This is a genomic window from Methylomonas sp. EFPC1 (genome assembly GCF_016925515.1).
GTDB classification, from domain to species: domain Bacteria; phylum Pseudomonadota; class Gammaproteobacteria; order Methylococcales; family Methylomonadaceae; genus Methylomonas; species Methylomonas defluvii.
Genome location: NZ_CP070494.1, coordinates 2,490,188 through 2,515,243 on the forward strand (window position 1 = coordinate 2,490,188; position 25,056 = coordinate 2,515,243).

Annotated in this window: 19 protein-coding genes and 1 tRNA gene; 12 read left to right on the top strand and 8 right to left on the bottom strand. The window is 49.0% G+C overall.

Features of this window, described 5'->3' with window-relative positions; genetic code table 11:
* Positions 1–9 precede the first annotated feature (9 nt).
* Positions 10–1,266 carry a DUF58 domain-containing protein gene (locus JWZ98_RS11750; protein WP_205450209.1) on the top strand — a complete coding sequence of 419 codons (1,257 nt, stop codon included), beginning with the start codon at positions 10–12 and terminating at the stop codon, positions 1,264–1,266.
* Positions 1,263–2,636, top strand: coding sequence for a DUF4129 domain-containing protein (locus JWZ98_RS11755; protein ID WP_205450210.1), 1,374 nt, complete (start codon positions 1,263–1,265; stop codon positions 2,634–2,636). Before JWZ98_RS11750 ends, JWZ98_RS11755 begins: the two co-directional genes overlap by 4 nt.
* Here JWZ98_RS11755 and JWZ98_RS11760 read toward each other — a convergent pair.
* Complete coding sequence (locus JWZ98_RS11760) at positions 2,633–5,026, bottom strand: phosphoketolase family protein (RefSeq protein ID WP_205450211.1); 2,394 nt, start codon at positions 5,024–5,026, stop codon at positions 2,633–2,635. The two genes, JWZ98_RS11755 and JWZ98_RS11760, sit on opposite strands and share 4 nt — an antisense overlap.
* 330 nt (positions 5,027–5,356) lie before the next feature.
* Here JWZ98_RS11760 and JWZ98_RS11765 point away from each other — a divergent pair, with 330 nt between their 5' ends.
* The 3 genes from JWZ98_RS11765 to JWZ98_RS11775 are packed head-to-tail and all read left to right on the top strand — an operon-like array spanning position 5,357 to position 8,120.
* On the top strand, positions 5,357–5,590 hold the full coding sequence (locus tag JWZ98_RS11765) for a FeoA family protein (RefSeq protein ID WP_033156249.1): 234 nt from the start codon (positions 5,357–5,359) through the stop codon (positions 5,588–5,590).
* Positions 5,587–7,902 (top strand): Fe(2+) transporter permease subunit FeoB, encoded by a 2,316-nt coding sequence (gene feoB, locus JWZ98_RS11770; RefSeq protein WP_101052321.1) that lies wholly within the window; start codon positions 5,587–5,589, stop codon positions 7,900–7,902. The genes JWZ98_RS11765 and feoB overlap by 4 nt, the downstream gene beginning before the upstream one ends.
* Complete coding sequence (locus tag JWZ98_RS11775; RefSeq protein WP_033156247.1) at positions 7,899–8,120, top strand: FeoC-like transcriptional regulator; 222 nt, start codon at positions 7,899–7,901, stop codon at positions 8,118–8,120. Before feoB ends, JWZ98_RS11775 begins: the two co-directional genes overlap by 4 nt.
* A gap of 45 nt (positions 8,121–8,165) precedes the next feature.
* Here the strand turns inward: JWZ98_RS11775 and JWZ98_RS11780 are convergent, their stop codons facing one another.
* From JWZ98_RS11780 to JWZ98_RS11790, 3 genes are all read right to left on the bottom strand, one after another.
* Positions 8,166–8,456: a hypothetical protein gene (locus JWZ98_RS11780; RefSeq protein WP_101052361.1), complete on the bottom strand. Its 291-nt coding sequence runs from the start codon at positions 8,454–8,456 to the stop codon at positions 8,166–8,168.
* 71 nt (positions 8,457–8,527) lie between these two features.
* The gene (locus tag JWZ98_RS11785; RefSeq protein ID WP_205450212.1) at positions 8,528–9,481 is read right to left on the bottom strand and encodes a beta-propeller fold lactonase family protein; all 954 of its coding nucleotides are present in this window, start codon (positions 9,479–9,481) and stop codon (positions 8,528–8,530) included.
* Between the two features lie 69 nt (positions 9,482–9,550).
* Complete coding sequence (locus tag JWZ98_RS11790) at positions 9,551–10,144, bottom strand: SRPBCC family protein (RefSeq protein WP_033156245.1); 594 nt, start codon at positions 10,142–10,144, stop codon at positions 9,551–9,553.
* A gap of 127 nt (positions 10,145–10,271) precedes the next feature.
* Here JWZ98_RS11790 and sbcB point away from each other — a divergent pair, with 127 nt between their 5' ends.
* The 3 genes from sbcB to JWZ98_RS11805 all read left to right on the top strand — a co-directional run bounded on the left by sbcB (position 10,272) and on the right by JWZ98_RS11805 (position 13,201).
* Positions 10,272–11,690, top strand: coding sequence for an exodeoxyribonuclease I (sbcB, locus tag JWZ98_RS11795; RefSeq protein WP_101052323.1), 1,419 nt, complete (start codon positions 10,272–10,274; stop codon positions 11,688–11,690).
* A gap of 125 nt (positions 11,691–11,815) precedes the next feature.
* Positions 11,816–12,997, top strand: coding sequence for a pyridoxal phosphate-dependent aminotransferase (locus JWZ98_RS11800; protein WP_205450213.1), 1,182 nt, complete (start codon positions 11,816–11,818; stop codon positions 12,995–12,997).
* 117 nt (positions 12,998–13,114) lie between these two features.
* Positions 13,115–13,201: transfer RNA gene (locus JWZ98_RS11805), tRNA-Leu, on the top strand.
* A gap of 419 nt (positions 13,202–13,620) precedes the next feature.
* Here JWZ98_RS11805 and JWZ98_RS11810 read toward each other — a convergent pair.
* The 4 genes from JWZ98_RS11810 to JWZ98_RS11825 all read right to left on the bottom strand — a co-directional run bounded on the left by JWZ98_RS11810 (position 13,621) and on the right by JWZ98_RS11825 (position 16,930).
* On the bottom strand, positions 13,621–14,883 hold the full coding sequence (locus tag JWZ98_RS11810) for a type II toxin-antitoxin system HipA family toxin (RefSeq protein ID WP_205450214.1): 1,263 nt from the start codon (positions 14,881–14,883) through the stop codon (positions 13,621–13,623).
* Positions 14,880–15,113, bottom strand: coding sequence for a helix-turn-helix transcriptional regulator (locus JWZ98_RS11815; RefSeq protein WP_205450215.1), 234 nt, complete (start codon positions 15,111–15,113; stop codon positions 14,880–14,882). The genes JWZ98_RS11810 and JWZ98_RS11815 overlap by 4 nt, the downstream gene beginning before the upstream one ends.
* Positions 15,114–15,334: 221 nt before the next feature.
* Positions 15,335–16,375 carry an IS481 family transposase gene (locus tag JWZ98_RS11820; RefSeq protein ID WP_205450216.1) on the bottom strand — a complete coding sequence of 347 codons (1,041 nt, stop codon included), beginning with the start codon at positions 16,373–16,375 and terminating at the stop codon, positions 15,335–15,337.
* 330 nt (positions 16,376–16,705) lie between these two features.
* Positions 16,706–16,930 (bottom strand): hypothetical protein, encoded by a 225-nt coding sequence (locus tag JWZ98_RS11825; protein WP_205450217.1) that lies wholly within the window; start codon positions 16,928–16,930, stop codon positions 16,706–16,708.
* 257 nt (positions 16,931–17,187) lie between these two features.
* Here JWZ98_RS11825 and JWZ98_RS11830 point away from each other — a divergent pair, with 257 nt between their 5' ends.
* From JWZ98_RS11830 to JWZ98_RS11840, 4 genes are all read left to right on the top strand, one after another.
* Positions 17,188–19,632, top strand: a complete 2,445-nt coding sequence (locus JWZ98_RS11830; protein ID WP_240347950.1) for a UvrD-helicase domain-containing protein — start codon at positions 17,188–17,190, stop codon at positions 19,630–19,632.
* On the top strand, positions 19,572–20,123 hold the full coding sequence (locus tag JWZ98_RS23175; RefSeq protein WP_240347952.1) for a topoisomerase DNA-binding C4 zinc finger domain-containing protein: 552 nt from the start codon (positions 19,572–19,574) through the stop codon (positions 20,121–20,123). The genes JWZ98_RS11830 and JWZ98_RS23175 overlap by 61 nt, the downstream gene beginning before the upstream one ends.
* A gap of 56 nt (positions 20,124–20,179) precedes the next feature.
* Positions 20,180–21,055, top strand: a complete 876-nt coding sequence (locus tag JWZ98_RS11835; RefSeq protein WP_205450218.1) for a glycerol kinase — start codon at positions 20,180–20,182, stop codon at positions 21,053–21,055.
* Between the two features lie 140 nt (positions 21,056–21,195).
* Positions 21,196–24,960 (top strand): hypothetical protein, encoded by a 3,765-nt coding sequence (locus JWZ98_RS11840; RefSeq protein WP_205450219.1) that lies wholly within the window; start codon positions 21,196–21,198, stop codon positions 24,958–24,960.
* Positions 24,961–25,056 lie beyond the last annotated feature (96 nt).

Consider the following 25,056-nt stretch of genomic DNA (forward strand, 5'->3'; position numbering starts at 1 on the left):
TAGACTGCAATGGCGCTCAGGCTGAAATTTTTAATCTTGTGCGGCTTTACGCTGGCCGCGTATCTGGCGGCGATCAGCCGCGAACAGAGTCTTCCCTGGCTGCTCGCTGCATTGCTCAGTGCCGCCTTATTGACCGGCATGCTCTGGCCGCGTTGGTTGCTGCAACGCTTATCGGTGCGGCGGGTCGGGCCGCAACGGGCGTTGGAAGGCGAAACCATCGTGTTTCGGGTCGACATACAAAATCGCGGCTGGCTGCCGCGTTTCATGGTGGAGTTGGTCGACCGCTTGCCGTTTGTGGGTGCCGCAGAACAAGGCGCCAACGACGGCGATAAATTGCTGGGCAGCGTCGCTTACGTGCCGGGCCGCGGCGCGCGTAGTTTCGACGTACCCTTGCTGTGCGAAAAGCGCGGCTTTTATAAACTGGGGCCAATGGGCTTGGCGTCCAGTTTTCCGTTGGGCTTGGCTGAGGCGCGCAGCCGCGCCGATCGTTCCCGGCAAACCCTGACCATTTATCCGAAGGTCTTTCCGATTCTATCGCTGCCGCTGCTCGGCGCACCCAGCCAAATTCACCGCGGTGGTTATTGTCTGCCGGAAGGCGCCGGTGCGGCGGAATTCTCCGGCCTACGCGAATACCGGCGCGGCGACAATCCTCGGCATATCCATTGGCCGACTACGGCGCGCTTGAATGAGTTGATGGTCAAGGAGTTCGAACCTTTGGCGTCGGCATGCCTCTGCATCGCCCTGGATTTGGCCAAGGACGCCAATATCGGCCGCGGCAAGCACAGTACCCAGGAATACGCGATACGCATCGCCGCCTCCGTGGCGGCTTATGCCTGTGGCCAGAATATGCACAGCCGCGTGTTGGCTGATGCCGCACAGCCTTTGCGGATTTTGTCCGGCAAAGGCGATTTTCATTTTCAAGCCATCCTGGATGCGCTGGCAATCGCGGAGGCCGACGGCGACACGCCGTATGCCAAATTGCTGACCGAGATTGCGTTGAATTGCGTGCGCGGCGAAACGGTCGTGCTGTTATTGGCGGAGCCGCCGCATCGCCATCCCGAAACCCTGCAGGCACTGGCTTTGCTGCGGGCCAAGGGCGTGTATTTGTTCGCGGTATTGTTTGAACGTGACAGCTTTCTAAACGCCGCCAGTTGGCCCCGTCGCGACACCAGCGACCGGACATTGAACGCCGGTTTACTGGAATTGGGCGCGCATTGCGTCACGGTTCGGCGAGGCGACGACTTAACGGCGCTGTTTAACCGATGACCGCCTCGCCGCTGAGTTTTCCAGTCTATGTGGGATTGTTTCTAGCGCAATGGCTGGCCGTCGCCTGCAATGCGTTTTTGGATATTGAATACGGCAGCTTTGCGCGGGAAATGCTGTTCTGGGCTATCGTGTTCGGCGGCACGTCCATTGTCGGCTGGCGGCAAATCCACTGGCTTTCGGGTGCGGGCAAGGTTTGGCAAAAGGCCGTGTTGTTTATCGGTTTCTTGCTGTTCGTATTGGTATTTATGCCGATTTGGGGTATGCCGCGCGCCGGGTTGTATCTATTGGCGATGTTGCAGGCTTCCTACAATTGCGTCACCACCGGCCGGCGCGAGATGAATCTGGGGTTGTTGGTGTCGCTGGCGATAGTATTGTTTGCCGCCTCGCATTACCGCGCCGACTGGACCATGTTGTTTTATCTAGCGCCTTATATCGTGACGGTGGTGTTTTGTCTGGTTGCCGAGCAAGTTCAGCGGCGCGGTGCGGACCTGCAGCGTTTGAGTCTGGGCCGGCCCAGCAGCCAAGGGCAGGGCGCGGCCATTTTGGCGGCCACCGCCGCCATCGCGCTGATCGGTGGCGGGCTTTATCTGATAACGCCGCAAATCAACTGGCCTTATCTGGAGTGGCGTTTCGGCCAGGTCAGCTTGCAAAATCCCGGCGGTGATATCGAACAAGCCGGCAGCGGCGGCCAAACCGGTTCCGGTCAACCAGCCGAAAAAGCGGGTGGCGAGCAACAACAAGCTGCGGGTGGAGGAGAGGGCACGGGCCAACAATGGCAGGCCGGCAGCCGTTGGCCGAGCCCGGCGGACATGCGTGCCGCCGCTAAGCGAGTCAATATGCCGGCCTGGCAGGCGGCAGCGATCAACAGCATTGCCGACCTCAGCGAATCTACGCAACAAGCTTTGGTACCGGCTGTGGCGGTGATTTTCGACTGGTGGGAGTGGTTGAAACAATGGCTGCGCGAACACTGGCTGGAGGCGTTATTGGGTTTACTGGCATTGATTCTATTGGCTATTTTCCTGGCATTCGGAGCTTTGTTGCGGGAAATCCCTTGGGTACTTTGGCTAATAACCCAATGGGACTATCTGCGTTTGGGTGTGATCGGCCGCCATGCCGGTGGCGAACCCTCTGCCCGCCAGTATTACCGAGCTATGTCTCGCTTGTTTGCATTGCACGACGTGCCTCGCGCCGATACCGCCAACACCCGCGAATATCTGGCGCAAATCAGTCGTCGGCATCGCGATGCGCGGCGCAGTGCGGCGGAAATCACCGGTTTGTTCGAAGCGGCCCGTTACGGCGATAAACCGTTAGCGGACGCGCATATTCGGCGCATGCGGCAGTTGTACCGCACAATTTATCGTCAACTTTAATACGGCCAGTGCCATTGGTCGTCTTCCGGCCGGTCTATGCCGTGCTCGTAAGCGTAGTTGCGGCAATCGATTTGCCGGTCACGCAGCTTTTCTTTGACGTGGGCGCCGGATACTTGCAAAGCCGGAATCCGATCTATCGCATCGATTGCCAGGCTGAAACGGTCGGTTTCGTTTTGAATGGCTAGTTCCAGCGGGGTGTTGATGCTGCCTTTTTCCTTGTAGCCGCGCACATGCAGATTACTATGGTTATGGCGCCGATAGGCCAGTCTATGAATTAGCCAGGGATAGCCATGGAAGTTAAATATTACCGGTTTGTCGACGGTAAACAGGCTATCGAAATCCCGATCCGACAGACCGTGCGGATGCTCACTGGCGGGCACTAGCTTGTACAAATCCACCACGTTGATAAAACGTATTTTCAATTGGGGAAAGTGCTCGCGCAGCAGTACCACCGCAGCCAAGGCTTCCTTGGTGGGAATGTCGCCGGCGCTGGCCATCACCAGATCGGGCTCGGCACCATCGTCATTACTGGCCCATTCCCAAATACCGATGCCCTTGGTGCAATGTTTGATCGCCGCGTCCATATCCAGGTATTGCAGATGTTTTTGTTTGTCGCAAACGATCACGTTAATGTAGTCGGTACTTTGCAAACAATGGTTGGCAACAGACAGCAGGCAGTTAACATCGGGCGGCAAATAGATGCGCGTTACCGACGGGCTTTTGTTGACAACCAAGTCCAAAAAGCCGGGGTCCTGATGCGTAAAGCCGTTATGATCCTGCCGCCAGACCGTGGAAGTAATCAGCAAATTCAATGATGACACCGGCGCCCGCCAGGACACGGCCTTGGACATGGCCAGCCATTTGGCGTGTTGATTGAACATGGAGTCGATGACATGTACAAAGGCTTCGTACGACGAAAAAAAGCCGTGGCGACCGGTTAATAAATAGCCTTCCAGCCAACCTTCCAGCGTGTGTTCGGAGAGCATTTCCATCACCCGGCCATCGGTCGCCAGTTCGCCGCCGTCGGCATCTTCCGGCAGATAATCCGCCAGCCAGGTTTTCTTGCTGGCTTTGTAAACATCATCCAGTTTGTTGGAGCTGTTTTCGTCGGGACCGAATACCCGAAAGTTGTGCATATTGGCGTTCATGATGTCGCGCAAAAACTTGCCCAGCGGCCGGGTATTTTCCGCCGACACTTTGCCGTGGCCGTCCAACCCCAAGGCATAATCTTGAAAGTCCGGCATCCGCAAAGCCTTGCGCAATAAGCCACCGTTGGCATGTGGGTTCGCGCTCATCCGCCGGCTGCTTTGTGGAGCCAGGGCTTTTAATTCGGGAATCAGCTTGCCATTCTCATCGAACAATTCTTCCGGTTTGTAACTGTGCAGCCAGTCAGACAAGAGTTGCATATGCGCCGGATTGTCTTTCACACCGGCCAACGGCACCTGGTGGGAACGCCAGAAGGCTTCCACTTTATGCCCATCCACGTCTTTCGGCCCGGTCCAGCCTTTCGGGCTGCGCAAGATAATCATCGGCCAATGCGGCCGGGTAGGGATGCCGCTTGCGCGGGCTTCTTGCTGGATCCGCCGAATCTCCAGCACGCAAGTTTCCAGTACACCAGCCATCAGCTGATGCATGGTTTCGGGATCGCTACCTTCGACGAAATAGGGCGTATAGCCGTAGCCGCGAAACAGTTGTTCCAGCTCTTCATGAGGAATCCGTGACAATAAGGTCGGATTGTTGATCTTGTAGCCGTTTAGATGCAGGATGGGCAGCACCGCGCCGTCACGGATCGGATTCAGGAATTTATTCGAATGCCAGGATGTAGCGAGCGGCCCGGTTTCGGCTTCGCCGTCGCCGACCACCACCGCCACCAGCAAATCCGGATTGTCGTAAGCGGCGCCGTAGGCATGGGAAATGCTGTAACCCAACTCGCCGCCTTCATGGATAGAACCCGGCGTCTCCGGGGTGCAGTGGCTGCCGATGCCACCAGGGAACGAAAATTCTTTAAAAAACTGCAGTAGGCCGTCTTCGTCTTCGCCTTTGTTTGGGTAGATTTCCGCGTAAGTGCCTTCCAAATACACAGGCGCCAATACCCCCGGCGCACCATGACCGGGGCCAGCCAGAAATATCGCGTTAAGGTCGTATTGTTTGATCAGCCGGTTGAGATGGACGTAGATAAAACTCAAACCGGGACTGGAACCCCAGTGGCCGAGCAGTCGGTTTTTGATGTGGTCCGGTTTCAGCGGTTCTTTTAATAAGGGGTTATCGCGCAGATAAATCATGCCGGCCGCTAAATAATTGCAGGCTCGCCAATAGGCGTTGATGCCTTTTAGTTCTTCTTCGCTCAGTGGCGAGATAACCGCTGGTAAAGCTGTTTCCAGTGTCGTCATGCGCTAACTCCTTTGTTGACCAGAACGTGTTTCCGCGCTACCAGAACGGCGTGGAAATTCCTGGATTAGTGTAGTGTATGCTTGCGCAATTCAAAAATAGCGAATTACCGATAAAATTTGGCATTGTCGCATTGGTTGGATACTGTACTTAAACCGGAACAATGCTCGCCAATGATCGAAAAGCGTATTTTTGCAATCCATATAATTTGACATAATATACATTATGCGAATTTACTGAAATCTGTAGTTATTCGGTAAACTAATATTGTCATCCCTTTGGGATGATGTGCTATATTGCAATTTAATGAGAACAATTATTAATTAGTTTGCATGTCGACATATCTTAAAGCGCTGGCGACTGGCGATACAGGCCGTATAGTTGGATTTGATCAATCGGGTGGCGTTTATCGCAAGAAGTTGTTGGCCATGGGTTTAACGCCAGGCACTGAATTTACAATTACGCGATTTGCACCGATGGGCGATCCGGTTGAAATCAAAATTCGCGGCTTTTCGTTGTCGCTGCGTAAAAACGAGGCTTCCGTCTTACTTATAGAAAAAATATGAGTATGGATTTTACTGTTGGCGTGGTTGGTAACCCAAATTGCGGAAAAACCACACTGTTCAATGCACTGACCGGCTCCAGGCAACACGTCGGCAACTGGCCTGGTGTGACTGTTGAACAAAAAACCGGCGAATACGTGCACCAAGGCAAACAGATAAGCCTGGTCGATCTACCCGGCACTTATTCACTAGAAGCCGACGACGACAGTATCTCCCTTGACGAAAAAGTTGCGCGCGATTACGTCGCCTCCCGCCAAGCTGATTTAATCATTAACATCGTCGATGCCTCCAATATAGAACGAAACCTATATCTAACCTCGCAATTGATAGAAATGCGAGTGCCGATGATTTTGGTATTGAACATGATGGATGCGGTAAAAAAACGCGGCATCAAGATCGACAACGAACTGCTTGCCAAGCAAATGGCTTGCCCGGTTGTGCCGGTCACCGCGGCAACTGGTGCCGGTATTAAGGAATTACGCGACCTTATCAATAAAGCCTGCCTCAGCAAGCCAATTCCCGCATTACAAGTCAATTACCATCCAGCTATAGAACAAGCCGTCAGTCAATTACAGCCTCTATTGGCTCAGCAATCTGTCGATTTAGTTTGTGACAGCCGCTGGCTTGCCTTGCGCTTACTTGAAAATGATACCTTGGCAAAACAACTTGCCGGCCCTGAACTACAAAAAATTGCCGAACAATTGCGCGCGGATATCGAAGCGCAAACTCAAGATGAAATCGACATACTCGCGGCCGACGCGCGCTACGGTTTGGTTAATCAACTGGTACAAACCAGCGTCTGCAAACTTAACGAGGTTTCCCGCAGCACCACCGATAAAATCGACAGCGTGGTGTTAAATCGATTTTTGGGGATTCCGATTTTCTTGTTGGTCATGTATGCCATGTTCATGTTTACCATCAACATCGGCAGTGCTTTCGTTGACTTTTTCGACAAAGCGGTCGGTGCGTTACTGGTGGACGGTTTAAGCGAACTATTAACTGGCATGAATTGGCCTGCTTGGCTGGTGGTGTTGATCAGCAGCGGCATCGGCGGCGGTATTCAAGTGGTGTCTACCTTTATCCCCATTGTCGGCTTTTTATTCATATTTTTATCGATGCTGGAAGATTCCGGCTACATGTCCAGAGCTGCATTTGTAATGGACCGGTTCATGTGCATCATCGGCCTGCCCGGCAAATCGTTTGTGCCGATGATCGTCGGTTTTGGCTGCAATGTACCGGCCATTATCGCGACCCGCACGCTGGATAATCAGCGTGACCGGGTATTGACCAATTTGATGAATCCGTTCATGTCCTGCGGTGCCCGCCTGCCCGTTTATGCCTTGTTTGCTGCCGCCTTTTTCCCGGTAGGCGGCCAGAACCTGGTGTTTGGTTTATATTTATTCGGCATTGTGGTGGCAGTATTGACCGGTTTAATCATGCGTCACACCTTGTTGCGCGGCTCCCCTACTCCTTTTTTGATGGAACTACCCGCATACCATTTGCCCACTTTGCAAGGTGTCTACACCAAAACTTGGGAGCGCTTGAAAACCTTTATCTTCAACGCCGGCAAAGTCATCGTGCCTATGGTGCTGGTGTTAAATGTATTAAATTCTTTGGGTACGGACGGTAGTTTCGGACAGGAAAATAGCGATAAATCAGTACTAAGCGAAATCGGCCGTGCTTTGACGCCGGTATTCCAGCCCATGGGTATCGCCCACGATAACTGGCCGGCGACCGTCGGCATCTTTACCGGCGTGTTGGCTAAGGAAGCCGTAGTCGGAACGTTGGATGCGTTGTACAGTCAAATGGCCGTTTCCGATCATGCCGAAGAAGAAAAAAGCTTTGATTTACGGCAAGCCTTGTTAGAGGCTTGTCAAACGGTACCGGACAACCTGACGGCCATTGCCGACAAGCTGCTGGACCCATTGGGATTGGGTATCGCCAATATCTCCGATCAGGCTGCGGCAGCGGAACAGCAGCAAGTCAAACTCGATACCTTCGGCGTCATGCAGGCGCATTTCGACGGCCAAATCGGCGCGTTTGCCTACTTATTGTTCATTTTACTGTATGCGCCCTGCGTAGCCGCCACTGCGGCAATATACAAAGAAACCAACGGCAGCTGGGCTTTATTCGTGGTGTGCTGGACGACTTTTGTGGCTTACTTGACCGCCACCCTCTTCTATCAAGGCATGACCTATGCACAACATCCGCATTCCGCTATTGGCTGGATATTGGCTTTAACGCTGATCTTTGCTGGCGTTCTGTTCACACTGCGTTTTTATGGCGTGCGCCAAACCAGCGGAGTCCCGCAATGATATTGTCCGATTTGCGCAGTTATTTGCAGGAAAAACGCCGGGTAACCTTGAGCGATCTTGTGTTGCATTTTCATATGGATGCAGACGCCTTGCGCGGCATGCTTGGCAAGTGGATCAACAAAGGCAAAGTACGATTAAGTCCTGTCGGCGCTTCCTGCGGCACCAGCTGCTGCAAATGTGATCCGGCTTTGACAGAGATCTATGAATGGGTGGATTAGTATAGCGAGGCTTATTAAACAAACGCCTCGCTAAACTGAAGCGGTTTATTTGGCTTCCGCCAACCAACCCTGTAGCGCGTCGATTAACTCTTGCGCTTGTTTTTCGCTGGAAATATTGAATTTGGATTTTTGCTGATATTCGCCGTTACGTTTTTGATAGCGGCGAATACTAAATCTATCTTGGCTATATTGATTTTTAGCCGGTTCCCAATCCTGATAACGGTAAATAACCGTCGCCCAAGCGCCCTTGCTCAGGATTTTTTTGTCCAGTTCCTTGACAGTTTCAACGCCGCCGTCTTCGTAACTAATGGTTAAATCTTCAACGGTTTCAGCCATATATTTCTCAATGAGGTTAACAACGGCGCGCAGTCTACCATACATGCGCGGCCATCAAAATGCCGAATCGCCTAGCGTGCAATGAACTCGCCAAAAGCACGACTGCCCTCCCCCGTTTTAATCGTGTTTACTACTTTTAAAGTTTTGGCGTCGATGACGGACACATTATTGTCAAACCAGTTGGCAACATAGACGTTCTGGTCGTCCGGATGCGTGCTGATGCCTTCCGGCTTATCGCCGACTGCGACCACGTCAATTTGCTTATATGTGGTGGTATCAACGACCGATACGGTGCTATCGTCCTGATTAGTAACAAACAGCAGGCTATCGTTCAACGCCAGTGCAACCGCATACGGCCTGGCGCCAACCTTGATGGTAGCCAAACGCTTTAGACTGCGGGCGTCCAAAACGGTCACATTGTCACTTTCCACATTAGCGGAATACAAACGCTTACCCTGACTATCCACCGCTATGCCAAACGGATGCGCGCCGACTTTGGTGGTATTGCGGATAGTCAGTTTGCTTAAATCGATTTGCGAAATCGAATCGTCGATACGATTGGCAACATACAGCCAGCGATTATCCGGACTAACGGTCATGCCGGACGGCGATTTGCCGACCGTAAGCGTTTTAATTTTCGCGAAATTTTTGGTATCAAAAACCGTCACCGAATTTTCATACCAATCAGCGACAAATACCTGCTCGCCCTTTCTGTCCGCGGTGATCCCTAGCGAAGCGCCGCCGACCTTAACCTTGGTTAATTTAGTAAGTTTTTCGCTATCCAAAACCGCAAAACCGCCACCTTCAGGGGTGCTGATATATACCTGTTTCTTCGGTTGATTCAGCGCAACGCCAGCCGGCTTACCTTCCACTTTGATCGTTTCAACGACCTGTTGGCTTTTGGTATCGATAACAGATACCGAATTATCCAACTGATTGGTAATAAAAGCGCGCGAATCAGCGCTAACGCCAGATGCGAATGCACCGAGCAATGAAAAAGCCAACAACGAATATCTGATGCGCATGGTGAGAATGACAGGAATGGGGGGGCGAGGGTTCTCGGCGCGAATGACCGAGAACCAAATAACAAAAGCTTAGCGTTTAATATCGATCTCAACCGCGGCGGAACCTGAGCCTACTTTTTTAGCAATCGCTTCCAGACCGGTTTTCAAAACATTGCTAACCGCTTTATCGGCAGTTTCTTCGTTCAATTCGGCTGGTGGGTTGTTGTTAACATAGGCACGGTAGTAAGTGGCCACCCACTCGATTTCGGCTTTTCCGCCTTTGTCGTTCACGGACAATTCTGCCGCATAGTTACCCACAGGCAATACTGGCAGCGGCTCGTCTTGACCGGCGTGTTTAATGGTGCCGGTTGAGCTCATATCGGTGATTTTGTATTTGTAAGAGAATTTCGCTGCGTCATAGGCCTTTAATTCTTCTGTGATGGTACCGTTCGCCAAAGTCAACACGCGGATAGCGCCTTTGTTATTGGTGCCGTCGCCTTTCACGCTTTTAATGCCTGGGTGCCAAGACATATCATCGTAGTTCTTGATCAAATCCCACACTTTGGCCGCTGGGGCATCAACAGTGATGGTGGCTGTCATTTTTGCTCTAACCGGACCATGAGCATGGGCAAAACCGGCGAACAAAAATAAAACGGTTGAAACGAGCAACGAGGTTTTTTTCATAACACTTTCCTATGATGGACACATAAAATGGAGCGGGCGATTATAAAATAAAATCCGTCCGCAAGTATTCGCAAAAGCATGTTTGCGGAAATTTTCCCGACTCTGCCATCCTACCCGCACGTATTTAATGACTACAGCTACTTTTTTCTGGCACGATTACGAAACCTTCGGCATCGATCCGCAACGCGACCGGCCTTGTCAGTTTGCCGGCATCCGCACGGATGTGGATTTCAACATCATCGGCCAGCCCGTCATGGCCTACTGCCAGCCCGCCGACGATTACTTGCCACACCCGGAAGCCTGCCTGATAACCGGTATTACCCCGCAATTGGCGGCCGAAAAAGGCGTTTGCGAAGCTGCGTTTGCCGCCATTATTAACCGGCAACTCGCTGAACCCAGCACCTGCGGCGTCGGTTACAACAGCATCCGTTTCGACGATGAAGTGACTCGCAACCTGCTTTACCGGAATTTTTACGATCCCTATGCGCGCGAATGGCAAAACGGCAACTCGCGCTGGGATATTATCGATGTAGTGCGCGCCGCCAAAGCCTTAAGGCCTGAAGGCATCGAGTGGCCGGTTAATGCCGACGGTGTTGCCAGCTTTAAATTGGAAGAACTCACCAAGGCTAACGGTATCGCCCATGAAGCTGCCCATGATGCGTTATCGGATGTGTATGCAACCATCGCAATGGCTAAATTAATCAGGGAGCGGCAGCCAAAACTATTCAACTATTTACTGAACAATCGCTATAAAAACACCGCACTAAACCTGTTGCAACTCGGCAGCTTTAAGCCCTTAATTCATGTCTCCGGCCGTTTTTCGGCCCGGAATAATAGTCTTGCGGTGATTTTGCCCTTAGTGCAGCATCCAAGCAATAACAACGAAGTCATCGTTTACGATCTTTCCGTCGATCCGGCACCTTTGCTTGAGTTAAGTGCGGAAGAGATTCAACAGCGGCTGTTTGTTGCCGCCGAAGCACTACCGGAAGGCATTGCCAGAATTCCCTTAAAAACCGTACATATCAACAAATCGCCGGTGTTGGCGCCATTGTCGGTGATACGCCCGGCCGATGCCGAACGCTTGCAACTCGACTTGGACTTGTGTCTATCCCATTTGCAGCGGATTCAGACTGCGCCATCTCTAGCGGAAAAGCTGTCGCAAGTCTTTACCCGGCAATATCAAGACTCACCTACCGATCCTGATTTGATGATTTACAGTGGCGGTTTTTTCAGCAACAAAGACAAGGCGGCCATCGCCCGGATCAGGCAAGCCAAACCCAGCGAGCTATCCGAATTTGACACCGATTTCGACGATGTCCGTTTGCCGGAAATGCTGTTTCGCTATCGCGCCCGGAATTATCCGCATACCCTATCCATGGAAGACGTCCAACTCTGGAAGCAATATTGCCGGGACAAGCTAAACGGCACACTGGCGACCGGGGGACTGACGCTGGAGCAGTTCAACGCCAAAATTAAACTACTGCGGGACGAGCCAAATGTAAATCAATCGATACTGAACGATTTGGCAGCCTATGCGGAAGAGTGACGCTTAAAATTTTCGAATTGATGTTTTTAACGATTTAAAAGCCAGCAGATCGTTTCAGGAATAAGGCGCTTTTAGCGTTATGCCGTATAATGACGACCATTTGAGTGAATTTCGACCGAGGCATCATGAGCATTAACCTGTCTAACCGCGTAAAAGCGGTCAAACCCTCCCCTACCCTGGCCATTACCGCCCGTGCCGCTGCGATGCGCGCCGCCGGCAAAGACATTATCGGCCTGGGCGCCGGCGAGCCGGATTTCGATACGCCGGAGCATATTAAAGCCGCCGCCATTAAAGCCATCAACTCCGGATTTACCAAATACACCGCCGTTGACGGTACGGCCGGCTTAAAAAAAGCCATCATTGCCAAGTTCAAGCGCGATAACGGTTTGGATTACCAAGCTAATCAAATCCTGGTGTCCTGCGGCGGCAAACAAAGTTTTTTCAACCTGGCGCAAGCGCTGCTCAATCCCGGCGACGAAGTCATCATCCCTGCCCCTTACTGGGTGTCCTACCCGGATATGGTGCTGCTGGCCGATGGCGTCCCGGTGATTTTAGAAGCCGGACAAGCGCAAAACTTTAAAATCACCCCGGCACAACTGCGCGCCGCGATTACCCCCAAAACCCGCCTATTGGTCATTAACAGTCCTTCCAACCCAACGGGCGCTGCGTATAGCCTGGAAGAATTAAAAGCACTGGGCGACGTGTTATTGGATTTTCCTGAGGTGTTGATCGCAACCGACGACATGTACGAATTGATCCTCTGGAACAAAGGCGAATTCGTCAACATCCTCAACGCCCACCCCGGTTTCTATGATCGCACCATCGTTTTAAACGGTGTATCCAAAGCTTATTCGATGACCGGTTGGCGGATCGGCTATGCTGCCGGCCCGGCACCGTTGATCGAAGCCATGTGCATCATCCAATCGCAAAGCACTTCTAACCCCACGTCGATTTCCCAAGTGGCAGCGGAAGAAGCGCTGAACGGCGACCAAGGTTGCATCGACACGATGATGGTGGAATTTAAAAAGCGCCACGATTACGTGGTTGCCGAACTGAACAGCATTGATGGCATTGAATGCTTACCTACCGACGGCACCTTCTACGTTTTCCCGAATGTGGAAAAACTGTTAAGTCGACTGGATGGTATCAACGACGATCTAGAGTTTGCCGAATACCTAATCGAAAAAGCCGGCGTGGCCTTGGTGCCGGGTTCGGCATTTGGCTGTCCGGGCCATATCAGAATATCCATCGCCACCAGCATGACCAATCTGGAAAACGCTTTGGTTAGAATTAAACAAGCGGTTTAAGGCCTATTAGGGTTTGCCGTCGCGAACGGATAAACTGACATTAATTTGCCATTTTTCAATTGACAAATTTAATCAATGCTATAGAATTCGCGGCCTTCGCACTTCATCAGTAAGAAGGCCTCGGTGGCGAAATAGGTAGACGCACGAGACTTAAAATCTCGCGACCGAAAGGTCGTACCGGTTCGATTCCGGTCTGAGGCACCATAAAAATAAAGGACTTTGGTTACACCTGGTCCTTTTTTTATGCCTAATGATTGCCACGTTCCCTTTGAATAACGCCTCGGTAAAACTGGTTGAGCATGAAGAAAATATTTCACTTTAAACGCAGAAATCCGCCGCTGCTATGGCGCCTCAAGTGGTTTCTAGTTTTAGTCACCATCGGCTGCTTAGAAATACTCCCGGTCCCGGTCACCGACTCAATCCTGATATTTGTCTTAATCTACAGACCACTGTGGTTCAAAAATGTGGTCAACAAGCTCTATTCTCATCTGCCCTCTGCATCACCAGAAGAAACCGAGCTATCCTATTTTTCCAAATATCAATTAGATCACCCCAAGCATTTCAATAAGTGACAGTCACCGGCGTCCCTCTAGTCTGTGTCGAGTATCCAACAGCTTTAGAGTTTAATCAAACCCGGCGAACCGCCTGACCGTCAGCGCCGCGCGTTGCTCGATCAGCTGTACGAGTTGTTCAATCACTGGGTTTCCAGCAAATTCATGATCCGCCGATGTCTGCAACCTGCGAGCAACCACCGGTAGCCGTTGGCACAAACCAAGAATGCGTTTTCGGGTTTGCGCTACCGACAAGCCCGCCGCTTGGGCAAAGCGGTCCCAGTGTCTTGCCTGCACTTCGCTAAATTTATATTTGCCACCCAACTGCATTGCCATCTTGGGCGTCAGACTGGGATAAACGGCGGTTGACAGGACGTCATAAAGTGGCGCCAGAACGGCACCCTTGTCGGCATACAAGATAGAAAAGTTCTTGGCATGGGCGTCGTGGTTGCCAATCAAGGCATTGAAAATGACCGCATCCAGCAGTCGCAACACCTGCGTCGCACTCGGTCGGGTCACGCGGCGGACCAAATCGAAGCACCGTTCCAAACCCGGCCCACCCTCGTTCTGATATTTCAGTTCCGGTACCACGCCTAGTGCCTGGCAGAAATCTTCCTGATGCAGACGCACGCATTGGCCAATTGCAGTTTGAGTTCTGTCATAACGCTCAACCAGCAAAAATGAGCGGTCGCGAATGGCACAAATCCTCGACTGTGCGGTCTGGAATTGCATTGCACCTGCCAATGCCAGACAGAAACCTTCGTTGATTACACTGTCTTCAACGGCAGCGATGGCCGGTTTGAGAATATGACTACTGGGCGTGCCATTGCGGGGCAGACCGATTCGTTGACCATCAAATACCACCGGCAACTTATCCTGAGCGCCCGCCAAGGACAGGCGCAAGCCATCTCGACCAGCCAGCATCGGCCGCTGTGGCAATTCATCCAGCAAGGCCACTACGTCAGAGTCGGATAACCAGTCGATCTCGTTCGCTGGTTCAGATACAGCGGGTAATCGGTCTGGCGGCAATAGCGAAACCGCACCAGCGCATTCGCCGCCGATATGATCGAGCAAGGCAAAGTCGTTCTGCTTCGAGACCTGAAACTGGCGAGCAATCAGTTGGCGTAATTTGCCTTCCGGTAACAATCCAGCAAAGAAAGGCCGCGTCTGTTGGTCGTTGAAAACCTCTACTTGCAACGGTAACGAGCAGGACAGCGGGACGGCGTCGGCATGTTGCAGCCAGTCGGCGCAGTAGCAAAATTGCAGTCTGCCTTCAACCAGGGCCAAATCCCCTACTCGACGATCAAATAAATAGACAGCAAGCAAATAGCTCATGGTGCTTCGGTCATGTCCGGCAGGCCATCGAGCATGACCTGCCCACCCAGTGCTTCAATCACGCGCATCACCGTTTCCAGACGCACGGTCGGCTTGCCTGCTTCGAGGTCGACGATAAAACGAACGCCAACACCTGCCGCCAACGCCAATTCGGATTGAGTTAATTCGAGCTGTTTGCGGGCAGAGCGTAGCGCTAGGCCAAGTTGTTGTGTAGATTGGATGTTGATCATGAGGTTTTTCCCGTTCGGGAAATTATTAGGCGAAAACAACCAACATACAAGTTTAATTTCCCGAACGGGAAATTTAATTTAGAATTTACGATAGACAAGCATTGAAGTTCCCGTTCGGGAAATATAACCCCTTTCAGTGTCAGCTCTATTCAGCTCAGTCTGGCTGTGTATTAGCTCAGACCTGATCTGACAGTTACCGTTTTTGCGGGGTGTCTGTCAGATTAGATTTGGTTCAGATTTTTTTGAGCCCAAATCTGTTTTCCATCCAGCAAGGTATCCATCGGCGTTCTGCCGTTGCACATTCTGCCCTGATGAGTTCGGTCATTGTTGTAATAAACCAGCCATTCGTCCAGATCTTTTTGGAGTTCATCCAGGTCGCTATAGAGCTTTTTGCGGAACGTGACCTGATAGAACTCCTGCAAGATGGTCTTGTGGAAGCGTTCGCAAATCCCATTGGTTTGCGGCGACATGGCCTTGGTTTTGGTATGGTCGATGTCGTTGATCGCCAGGTATAGCTGATAATCATGCTGTTCGACCTTGCCACAATATTCTGTGCCGCGATCCGTCAGAATGCGTAGAACGGGTAATGCGTTGGCTTCATAGAACGGCAATACTTTGTCATTCAGGATGTCCGCGGCAGTAATCGGCGTTTTGGTGGTGTACAGTTTGCAGTGAGCGACTTTGCTGTAGGTGTCCACGTAAGTCTGCTGGTAAATCCGCCCAACCCCTTTGAGGTTGCCAACGTAAAAGGTATCCTGCGAACCCAGGTAACCGGGATGGGCTGTTTCGATTTCGCCGCAGGCTTGATCATCCTGCTGCTTTTTCTCCAACGCCGCAATCTGCGCATCGCTCAGCATTAACCCTTCGGCGGCTACCTTGGCTTCCAGTGCTTTAAGCCTCTTTTTAAAGTTCTCCAGGTCATGCCGTAACCAGATGGAGCGAACGCCGCTGCCGGATACGAATACCCCTTGTTTACGCAGTTCATTACTGGTTCGATGCTGTCCATGCGCTGGCCACTCAACCGCATAGGCTTTCACTGCCAGCTCAATGCTTTCATCGACGCGATTCTTCAGATTCGGAGACCGGCGGTTTTTGTCGATTAAGGCATCAATGCCACCTTCGGCTACCAGCTCTTGATAACGATAAAACGTATCGCGCGAGACACCCATCACCTTGCAGGCTCTGGAGACGTTATTCAGTTCTTGGGCTAAATTTAACAGCCCCGCTTTGTGTTTAATGATCGGATTGTTTGTATGGATCATGAGAGTTACCTTTTGTGTTTTGTGTAAGGATTCGACACCCCTATCAAAACCGGTAACTCTCATCTTTTCAAGTCGATGTGTCAGATCAAGTCGTGACTAATACATTTTAGCCGATCTTCAAACTAAAAACGCAAGGCTGATTGCTTTACTCGAAGCACATAACATCGCGTGGAGGTTACCGCCAAGGCTTCCATCAAAAATAGATCCGATACCTGCTCCCGCACACGGCAATTGAAACTGACTTCGTACGATCGCTTGTTTCCCAACACAACTCAACATTAGCCTGAAAGCCGCTGAAGTATTAGATCAACACGCCCGCAGCATCCTGTCTCACGGACGTCTGGAGGTAGTGCGTGTCAACACATCCAGGCCCTGGCCCACCAGTAAGCCCACCAAGACGCCAACGCCCATCGCCGCTTGCAGGTCGGCCGCATGATCAAGTTCGTCGAATTCATCAAGCAGACCGAACGACCGCATAACCTGCACGAAATCGGCAAGCGTCATGTCATCGCCTTCTGGAAAGCCCATCGCGACCTGGCGCCGAAAACCGCGCATGCCTATTGGTTGGCGTTATGCGTAATTTGGGAATGGACGGACAAACCGGGGCAGCCACCCAAACCGATGTGAATAGTCAAAACAATTTCAGACGGCACAGATGACTAAAACCACTATCAACAAAGTCCGGCAAAATCCGTTCGCGACGGCTTTTACTTTGCTTGCTTCGGCCTAAAAATGTTAATTTCCATGTTTTGGCCACTCGATTTACTTGGTAGTCCTGATTCGACATTAGGATTTTGATTTAGTACGGAAACATGCAGACACCAACCCCCACGCCGCTACCACGTTATCAACTCAGTCCTTGGGCCAAGTGGTTTGCTAAGGATCGCCGCTTTCACGCCTTTGTTCTCGAGCCAGAAACGCTGGTGTTAATCGATGAGCACCAAAAGCAACTCAACCTACAGATCTTGAACCTTCAGCCTGGAATTGGCATCGACCCCGGTTGGTTTTGGGATACTTTGTTGTTTACGTTAAATGATGGCCAAGCGCTACGCTTTGGCGGCGTCAATAAAGAACAGTCGGCGTTGTTGCAGGTCTCGATTAAACGTTATGTTAATCAACGCATTCAACGCTTTTACCAGCAGTTAGTACCTGCATTGATACAAGCATCCCAAGAAGCCAGATTGCTGCTTTCCAATAAAAAATACATTCGCCGATCCATAGCTGAACAGTGGATAGGCAATCATTTGTGGTTGGCGGCGGGACTTAAAAGAACGGATTGTCTGCAGCGTTTGCCAGCCGAGCTTCATCAGGATTATCTCGCTATTCGGCCTCTATTGGACGACGCACACCAGCAGGTTGCGAACCTCAATCAAACCTTTATCGCTCGACAGGCTCAGCACTTCAAAGACTTCTTTGATCAGGTCGAAACCAATCCGCTGACCGAAGCGCAACGTAACGCTTGCATCATCGACGAGCAGCATAACTTGGTGCTGGCCGGCGCGGGTACCGGCAAGACCAGCACCATGATCGGCCGCGCGGGTTACCTGATCAACGCCGGTCTGGCAAAACCCGAACAGATTTTGATGCTGGCGTATGCCCGCAAAGCGGCACAAGAAATGGAAGAGCGCATCCAGTCCAAACTAGGGATTCAAAACCTGACGGTGAAAACCTTTCATGGCCTGGGTTTAGACATCATTAGCCAGGTTGAAGGTATCAGGCCGGCCATCGACAAAATGGCCGAAGACGATACCTTGCGCGCCGCGTTTGTCGATAGCCAAATTCAAAGCTTGCTGGAGGATGAACGTTATCGCTCGCGGCTGCTGACCTATTTTCTGCGCTTTGCCTATCCCTATAAAAGCCAATTCAATTTCAAGAGCTTGGGCGCCTACAATGCCTACATTCTCGAAAACGATATTCGTACGCTACAGGGCGAGCTCGTCAAAAGCTACGAGGAATGCGAGATTGCCAATTTCTTATATCGACAAGGCATTGCCTATCAATACGAAGCCAATTATCAGGTCAACACCTCAGGCCCGGATTACCGAGTCTACCAACCGGATTTCTTCCTGCCGGCTTACGGCATTTACATCGAACACTTTGCGGTCAACGAGCTGAATCAAACACCGCCGTTTATCAATCAAGAAAACTACTTGGCCGGCATGACCTGGAAACGGGCATTGCATGAAAAATATCAAACCCCGTTGATCGAAACCTACAGCTACCTGAAACAACAAGGCCGATTGACCGAGGTACTCAGCGAAAAATTGCAGGCTGCCGGCGTTCAGTTCCAACCCCTACCGCAAAACGAATTATTAAGCCAACTGAATCAGTTGGGCCGGGTATCGGAATTCAGCAAACTGATGGCGCAAATCCTCAGTTTGTTCAAAGCCGCTTACCTCAGCATCAAACAACTGGTCGAAAAGGCAGAAAAGCATGAAGACCAGGAACGCATGCGTGCTGCCGCGCATTTATTCGAACCGATCTACCAAGCCTACCAACAACAGTTGCGCGACAACGCCACCATCGACTTTGACGACATGATCGGCAGAGCCATCGAGTACGTCGAATCCGGACGTTTTAAGTCTCCGTACCAATACGTATTGGTGGACGAGTTTCAGGATATTTCCGCCAGCCGGGCGCGCTTACTGAAAGCCTTGATGGCCCAGCAACCGGAAGCCAGCCTGTTCAGCGTGGGTGATGATTGGCAATCCATCTACCGCTTTACCGGCAGCGACGTTGCACTGACCAAAGACTTTCAAACCCACTTTGGCGACACGGCAACCAGCGTGCTGGATCAAACCTTTCGCTTCAATAACAAAATTGGCGAAGTGGCTTCGCGCTTCGTCATCCAAAACCCCAGTCAGATCGACAAACAGATCCGCAGTCTACGTCTTGTCGAGCAGGCTGCCGTGTCGCTAATCAAAACCGATCAGGATTTGACCGGCATACAGGCGGCACTCGACGCCATCGCCGGTAAGGCCAAGCCATCCGCGAGTGTTTTGTTGTTAGCGCGCTTCAACTTTAAACGGCCCGATGTCGCCGCTTTAAAGCGGCGCTATCCGCAACTGTCACTGCAATTCATGACGGTGCATGCCTCCAAGGGCAAAGAAGCCGATTACGTCGTCGTGTTTGGCTTGGAAAAGGGCGACACGGCTTTCCGTCGGAAAGAGCCACTCATCCCTTGCTGGAGCTGTTGTTGCCTCAAGCCGAGGCCTTTGCACACGCCGAAGAGCGTCGCCTGTTCTACGTGGCACTGACGCGGGCGCGGCATCACGTGTATTTGGTCACCAACGGTCTTAACCCGTCGCCGTTTGTCAGGGAATTAATCGACGGCGACTATGCCGTTACGGTCGACGAATTTAGCGGGCCCGGCTTTCAAGAGCAGATGGCCGATATTCCCTGTCCAGCGTGCAAAACCGGCTGGATGGTGCCCCGAGATAGCCAGTACGGCAGCTTTTTTGGCTGCAACCAATATCCACTCTGCAATCACACGCAGCGGGCTTGTCAGTGGTGCGGCGGCGGCTTGAAAACCCAAGGCCGCTTTCGCGTTTGTGAAAATCGCCATTGCGACTTTGTCGAACCCATTTGCCCGCGTTGCCAAGGCGCCATGCTGCTGCGTAATGGACCGCATGGCCAATTCTGGGGCTGCTCGCATTACCGAAAAAACGCAGCGTTTTCCTGTTCGCATACAGAGCAATTTATCGATCTACAGGCCGGCAAGGTTAAATCAACCGTCAACGCCGCTTAAGAGCGGCTCCGGGCATGGTCTAAACTTAGTCTAATCCTAACTAGAGAACTACAGAGATGAGTGACGAGAAGCGCCTGTCCACCACCCAACTGGCCAAATTGCGCGGGGTGTCCCAAGAGCAAATGTTTGGGCAGTTGACTGCGCTGGGCCTAATCGAAAAACAAGAAGACAAATGGCAGTTAACTGACGCAGGCAGTGCCGCCGGCGGTGTCTATCTGACCGGTAAATACGGCCAATACGTTGCCTGGCCGGAAGATTTTCAGTTGCCGAACGCGCCAAGCAAAGTCGATGCGCCGAAACTACTGACCGCCACTGTGCTCGGGCAACAGTTCGAACTGCCGGCCAACAAAATGAACTACATCTTGTCGGAACTAGGCTGGATTAAAAAAGGTTTGAAAGGCTGGCTAGTCACCGAACAAGGCTTGGCGATGGGCGCCGAGCAAGGCGAAGACAGCCGCTCCGGCATTCCCTACGTGCGTTGGCCGGAAAAAATCACCCGTAACCGCGCGCTGAAAGACAACATCGACAATATCAAAGGCGTCGATAAACCCAAGACCGACACGGACAAAATGGACAGCTTCCGCCACAAATTCGAAGCCACCCACCGCACCACCGACGGCCACTTCGTCCGCTCCAAGGCGGAAATGCTGATTGACAACTGGCTGTACATGGCGGAAATCGTTCACGCCTACGAGCGCAAACTGCCGATCGAAGAAGAAATGTACTGCGATTTCTACATCCCCACCGGCAAGGTTTATATCGAATTCTGGGGCTACGACAACGACGCCAAATATCTAGCTCGCAAACAAGAAAAACTGGCGATTTACCAGAAATATAATTTCAATTTGATTGAGTTGACCGATAAGGATGTGTTGAATCTGGACGATATTTTGCCGAGGTTGTTATTGAAATTTGGGGTGCAGGCGTATTGAATTGAATTGAAATCAAAGCACTGAATTAAGCTTAAATTTAATGGCTAAGGTAGAATGTTATTAACTAGAAACCACATCGATAATGTTCAAGATGCGCAGCCATCTATCAATGCGTTTACAACAAGAACTTATTAAAATATTTGAATAAAGCTTATATGGATTATTTATACGAAAACTTAGGTGATGAAAGATTTCAGGAATTCTGTAGCACAATTATCGCAAAAGAGTTTCCAAACTCACAAGCGTTTCCAACTGGTCAGCCTGATGGCGGTAGAGACTCGACAGCATATTATATGAGTAGTACTGCGAAAGAGTTTATTGTATTTCAAGTAAAGTTTGTACGAAATCCAAATACGATTCAAGATGTGCATAAGTGGTTTACAGAGACGATACAAGGTGAAGCTGAGAAAATAGATAAATTGATTCCAAGGGGTGCAAAAGGGTTTTATTTGTTGACTAATGTCAGAGGTACAGCTCACCTAGATACAGGTTCAAAAGATAAAGTTAACAAAATTCTCGAAGAAAAGATTAAAGTCCCTTCGATTTGCTGGTGGCGTGACGATTTATCAAGGCTATTTGAGAAAGACCCATTATTTAAATGGACATATCCTGAAATACTGAGTGGTCAAGACGTACTTAATGGGTTGTTATTTGACAACATTAATGAAAGCAAAGAAAGAAGAGAAAGTGTAATAAAATCTTACTTAACAGATCAATATGAAATTGATAATGAAGTTAAGTTTAAGCAGATTGATCTTCAAAATCGATTGCTAAATTTATTTACTGATGTGCCAATCCGAATAAAAAAGTTCGATCCAAAAAACAAATCACTGCGACATGTTTTAGGCTCACTTGGCTATCACAGAATTCTAAGCACACCAGAAGATTTTGGTTATATTGAAGAACGTAGCAATCTAGGTGCCGCACAATTCTTGCTGCACCCAAAAGTTCAGAAAGAAATTGAGCGAGTGTTACTTGAAGGTGGGCCAGGACAAGGAAAGTCAACAATATCACAATACGTATGCCAAGCACACAGAGTTAGGTTATTAAATAAATCTTCTGATATAGAGCTTTTGCCCGATTCAATTATAAAATCACCAATTAGATTACCTTTCAAAATTGATTTGCGTGATATTGCGGCTTGGGTGGAAAGAAAAAACCCATACGAAGGAACAGTTAATGATGAATATTTTAATAGTAACTGGAAGAATTCTCTCGAATCATTTTTGGTTGCACATGTATTTTATCATTCAAAGCTCGAGGAATTTACATCTGCTGATTTTATCGCTGTATGCAAATTCAGCTCAATTTTGTTTGTATTCGATGGCTTTGATGAGATAGCCAATATTAGCGTACGCAGGGAGGTTATCGATTTCATCAACAAAGGGCTTACTAGGATTTCTGTTAATAGTAAATCAATTCAAATTATAATAACTAGCAGGCCAGCTGCTTTTTCAGACGCAGTAGAGTTTTCAGTTGAGAGCTACCCTCATTTTGAATTAACAGATATAACGCCGCCTATTATTAACGACTATGTTGAAAAATGGATCAAGGCTAGTAAAATTGGAAGTAGAGATGCGAGTGAGCTTAGAAAATTGATTAAGGAAAAAATATCAATGCCTCATCTGAAAGATTTGGCAAAAAGTCCAATGCAACTGGCTATATTTATTAGCTTATTAAGAACAAAAGGGCAGTCATTGCCAAATAAAAGAACCGCGCTTTATGATAGTTACATAGAGCTATTTTTTGACAGGGAGTCGGAAAAGAATTCATTAATACGTGACAAAAGAGATTTAATAATCAATATTCATCAATATTTAGCGTGGCTACTTCATTCTGAGGCCGAACAGTATAAAAATAGCGGACGAATTCAAGTTTCTGAGCTAAATGATCGATTAAAAAATTATTTAACACAAGAGGGACATAAAACTGACATTGCTGATCAACTGTTTGATGCAATGAAAGAACGAGTTTGCGCTTTGGTTTCTAGAGTTCAAGGTACTTTTGAGTTCGAAGTTCAGCCTCTGCGCGAATATTTTTGTGCAAAATATCTATACGAATCAGCTCCTCACTCTTCGGTTGGCAATGAAAAGCCTGGAACAAAGCCGGATAGATTTCATGTTATTTTAAGAAGCTTTTATTGGCAAAATGTAGTTCGGTTTTTTGCTGGCTGCGCTGATGCCGGCGAGCTTGATATGCTTATTCAAGAGTTAAAAGAACTGCAAAATGATCGCCTTTTACAATACACAAACTATCCTAGAACTATTACATCTCAGATTCTTTCTGATTATGTATTTAGTCAAAAACCATTAAAGCTTCGCGAAGTAGTGAAAATAATATTGGTTGGAATAAGCACTGGAAGCATCATAAATCAAGATTCAAGAATTGCTTCTGGTGAGCCATTAATATTGCCAAACGAATGCGGTAAAAATGAAGTAGTTGAGGAATGTTTTTATCAACTGGCTAAATTCAAAAACAACGATTGTGCAACTGAGTTAATTGGAATACTCAATAACAACGAGCATCACAATCTTGAAAAATGGACTGAGATATCTAACAGCCTTTCAGGGGAGCGATTAACTATTTGGTTTGAGTATGCATACAGGCTTCAGCTTATACATAAAATTGATGAATCAAGTTTGATTAAAATATTAGAAGAAGGAGACAGGAGTCAAACAAATAAAAGGCTTCAAATTGCGATTAATGGTAATCGACTAGGATTAATTATAAAAAATTATGCGCTAAAGCAGAAAGTATTTTCAAGTATATTAAAAGGCGAGATTTCAGTTTTTCAGCGAAAAGGGATTGACAATAGCTTGGCAGCACTGACTTTGATTTTGCACCCTGGTATTTTGTCTCATGCTATAAGGGTTGAAAACAAAAATGAAAATTTTTTGAATTATTTAACTGAATTTATTGATCGAAAAAATTCACCCACTCAAACAATTTTAACTGACTTTGAGGCTACAGATGAAATAGATAATATTGTTTTAGATTTTCTGAAATCTTTAAATCATATATTCGTAACTCCTCTCGCGCATTTTAAAGATAGGATTGAGTACTGGGATAACCTAGTTGAACTTGGAAGATCAAGCTTACAAGATAACTGGTGTTTTTACCTCATTGCTACTATTGCATCAGGCATTAGATCAAAAGGAGAAACATTTGATGATCATGATGATTTGCATAATAACGAACAATCTTTATGTAAAAGAGTTCGATGCGCAAGAATGAAGTCAGGCAACATCAGATACTGGCAAGCGCTATTTTTATCTAACCAGAATAAATTATTTGTTCTATTGATTTTTTTTACTTGGGCAACACCAAAAACGATCGTATATTTACTAGCTGAGTTATCCGCTCAGCTAGCCGAGCTAGATGAAGAAGAGTTTCTTGTTTTGTCGAAGTCATTGTCAGTTACAACCAGTTTGTCTATTTTCAGTAGAAGTCAACAAAGATATGTTGAAAACGCCGTTAACGAAGCCCAAGTTCCTGATAATATCAAATACATTATAAGCTTTAGGTTTGGAGAGGAAAATACACAGAAATTCATATTCAATAGCATTAAAGACTTCAATAGCGCTATCGAAGATATCAATGAGTTAAAGTTTGAACACCTAATTCATGAATATTTTATTGATCCAAAAAAGGTCGAATTATTGGCAAAAATAAAAACTTTATACAAAAAGATCAATCGATATAACGAGAGGTATTTTCATAGATATAGGTTAAATAGCCATGTTGAGATACCTTATGATATTGCCCAATCAATAATGAGTGAATGCAGTGATTATCCAAAGATAATTAGCTCTTCTGCTGAGCGGTCATGTAGGCTTTACGCGATTCAACAAACAAAGCCAGTTGGAGAAATAGCCAAAAATGAACGTTGGTTCGATAATGTTTGAATTTTAACCGGCTATAGTTTTTGTGTAGCCGTCTAAGTTGGGCACGATTTCCGTGTCCACGCGGAATTAATAGGCTAATGGTGGGCAATTTGCCTA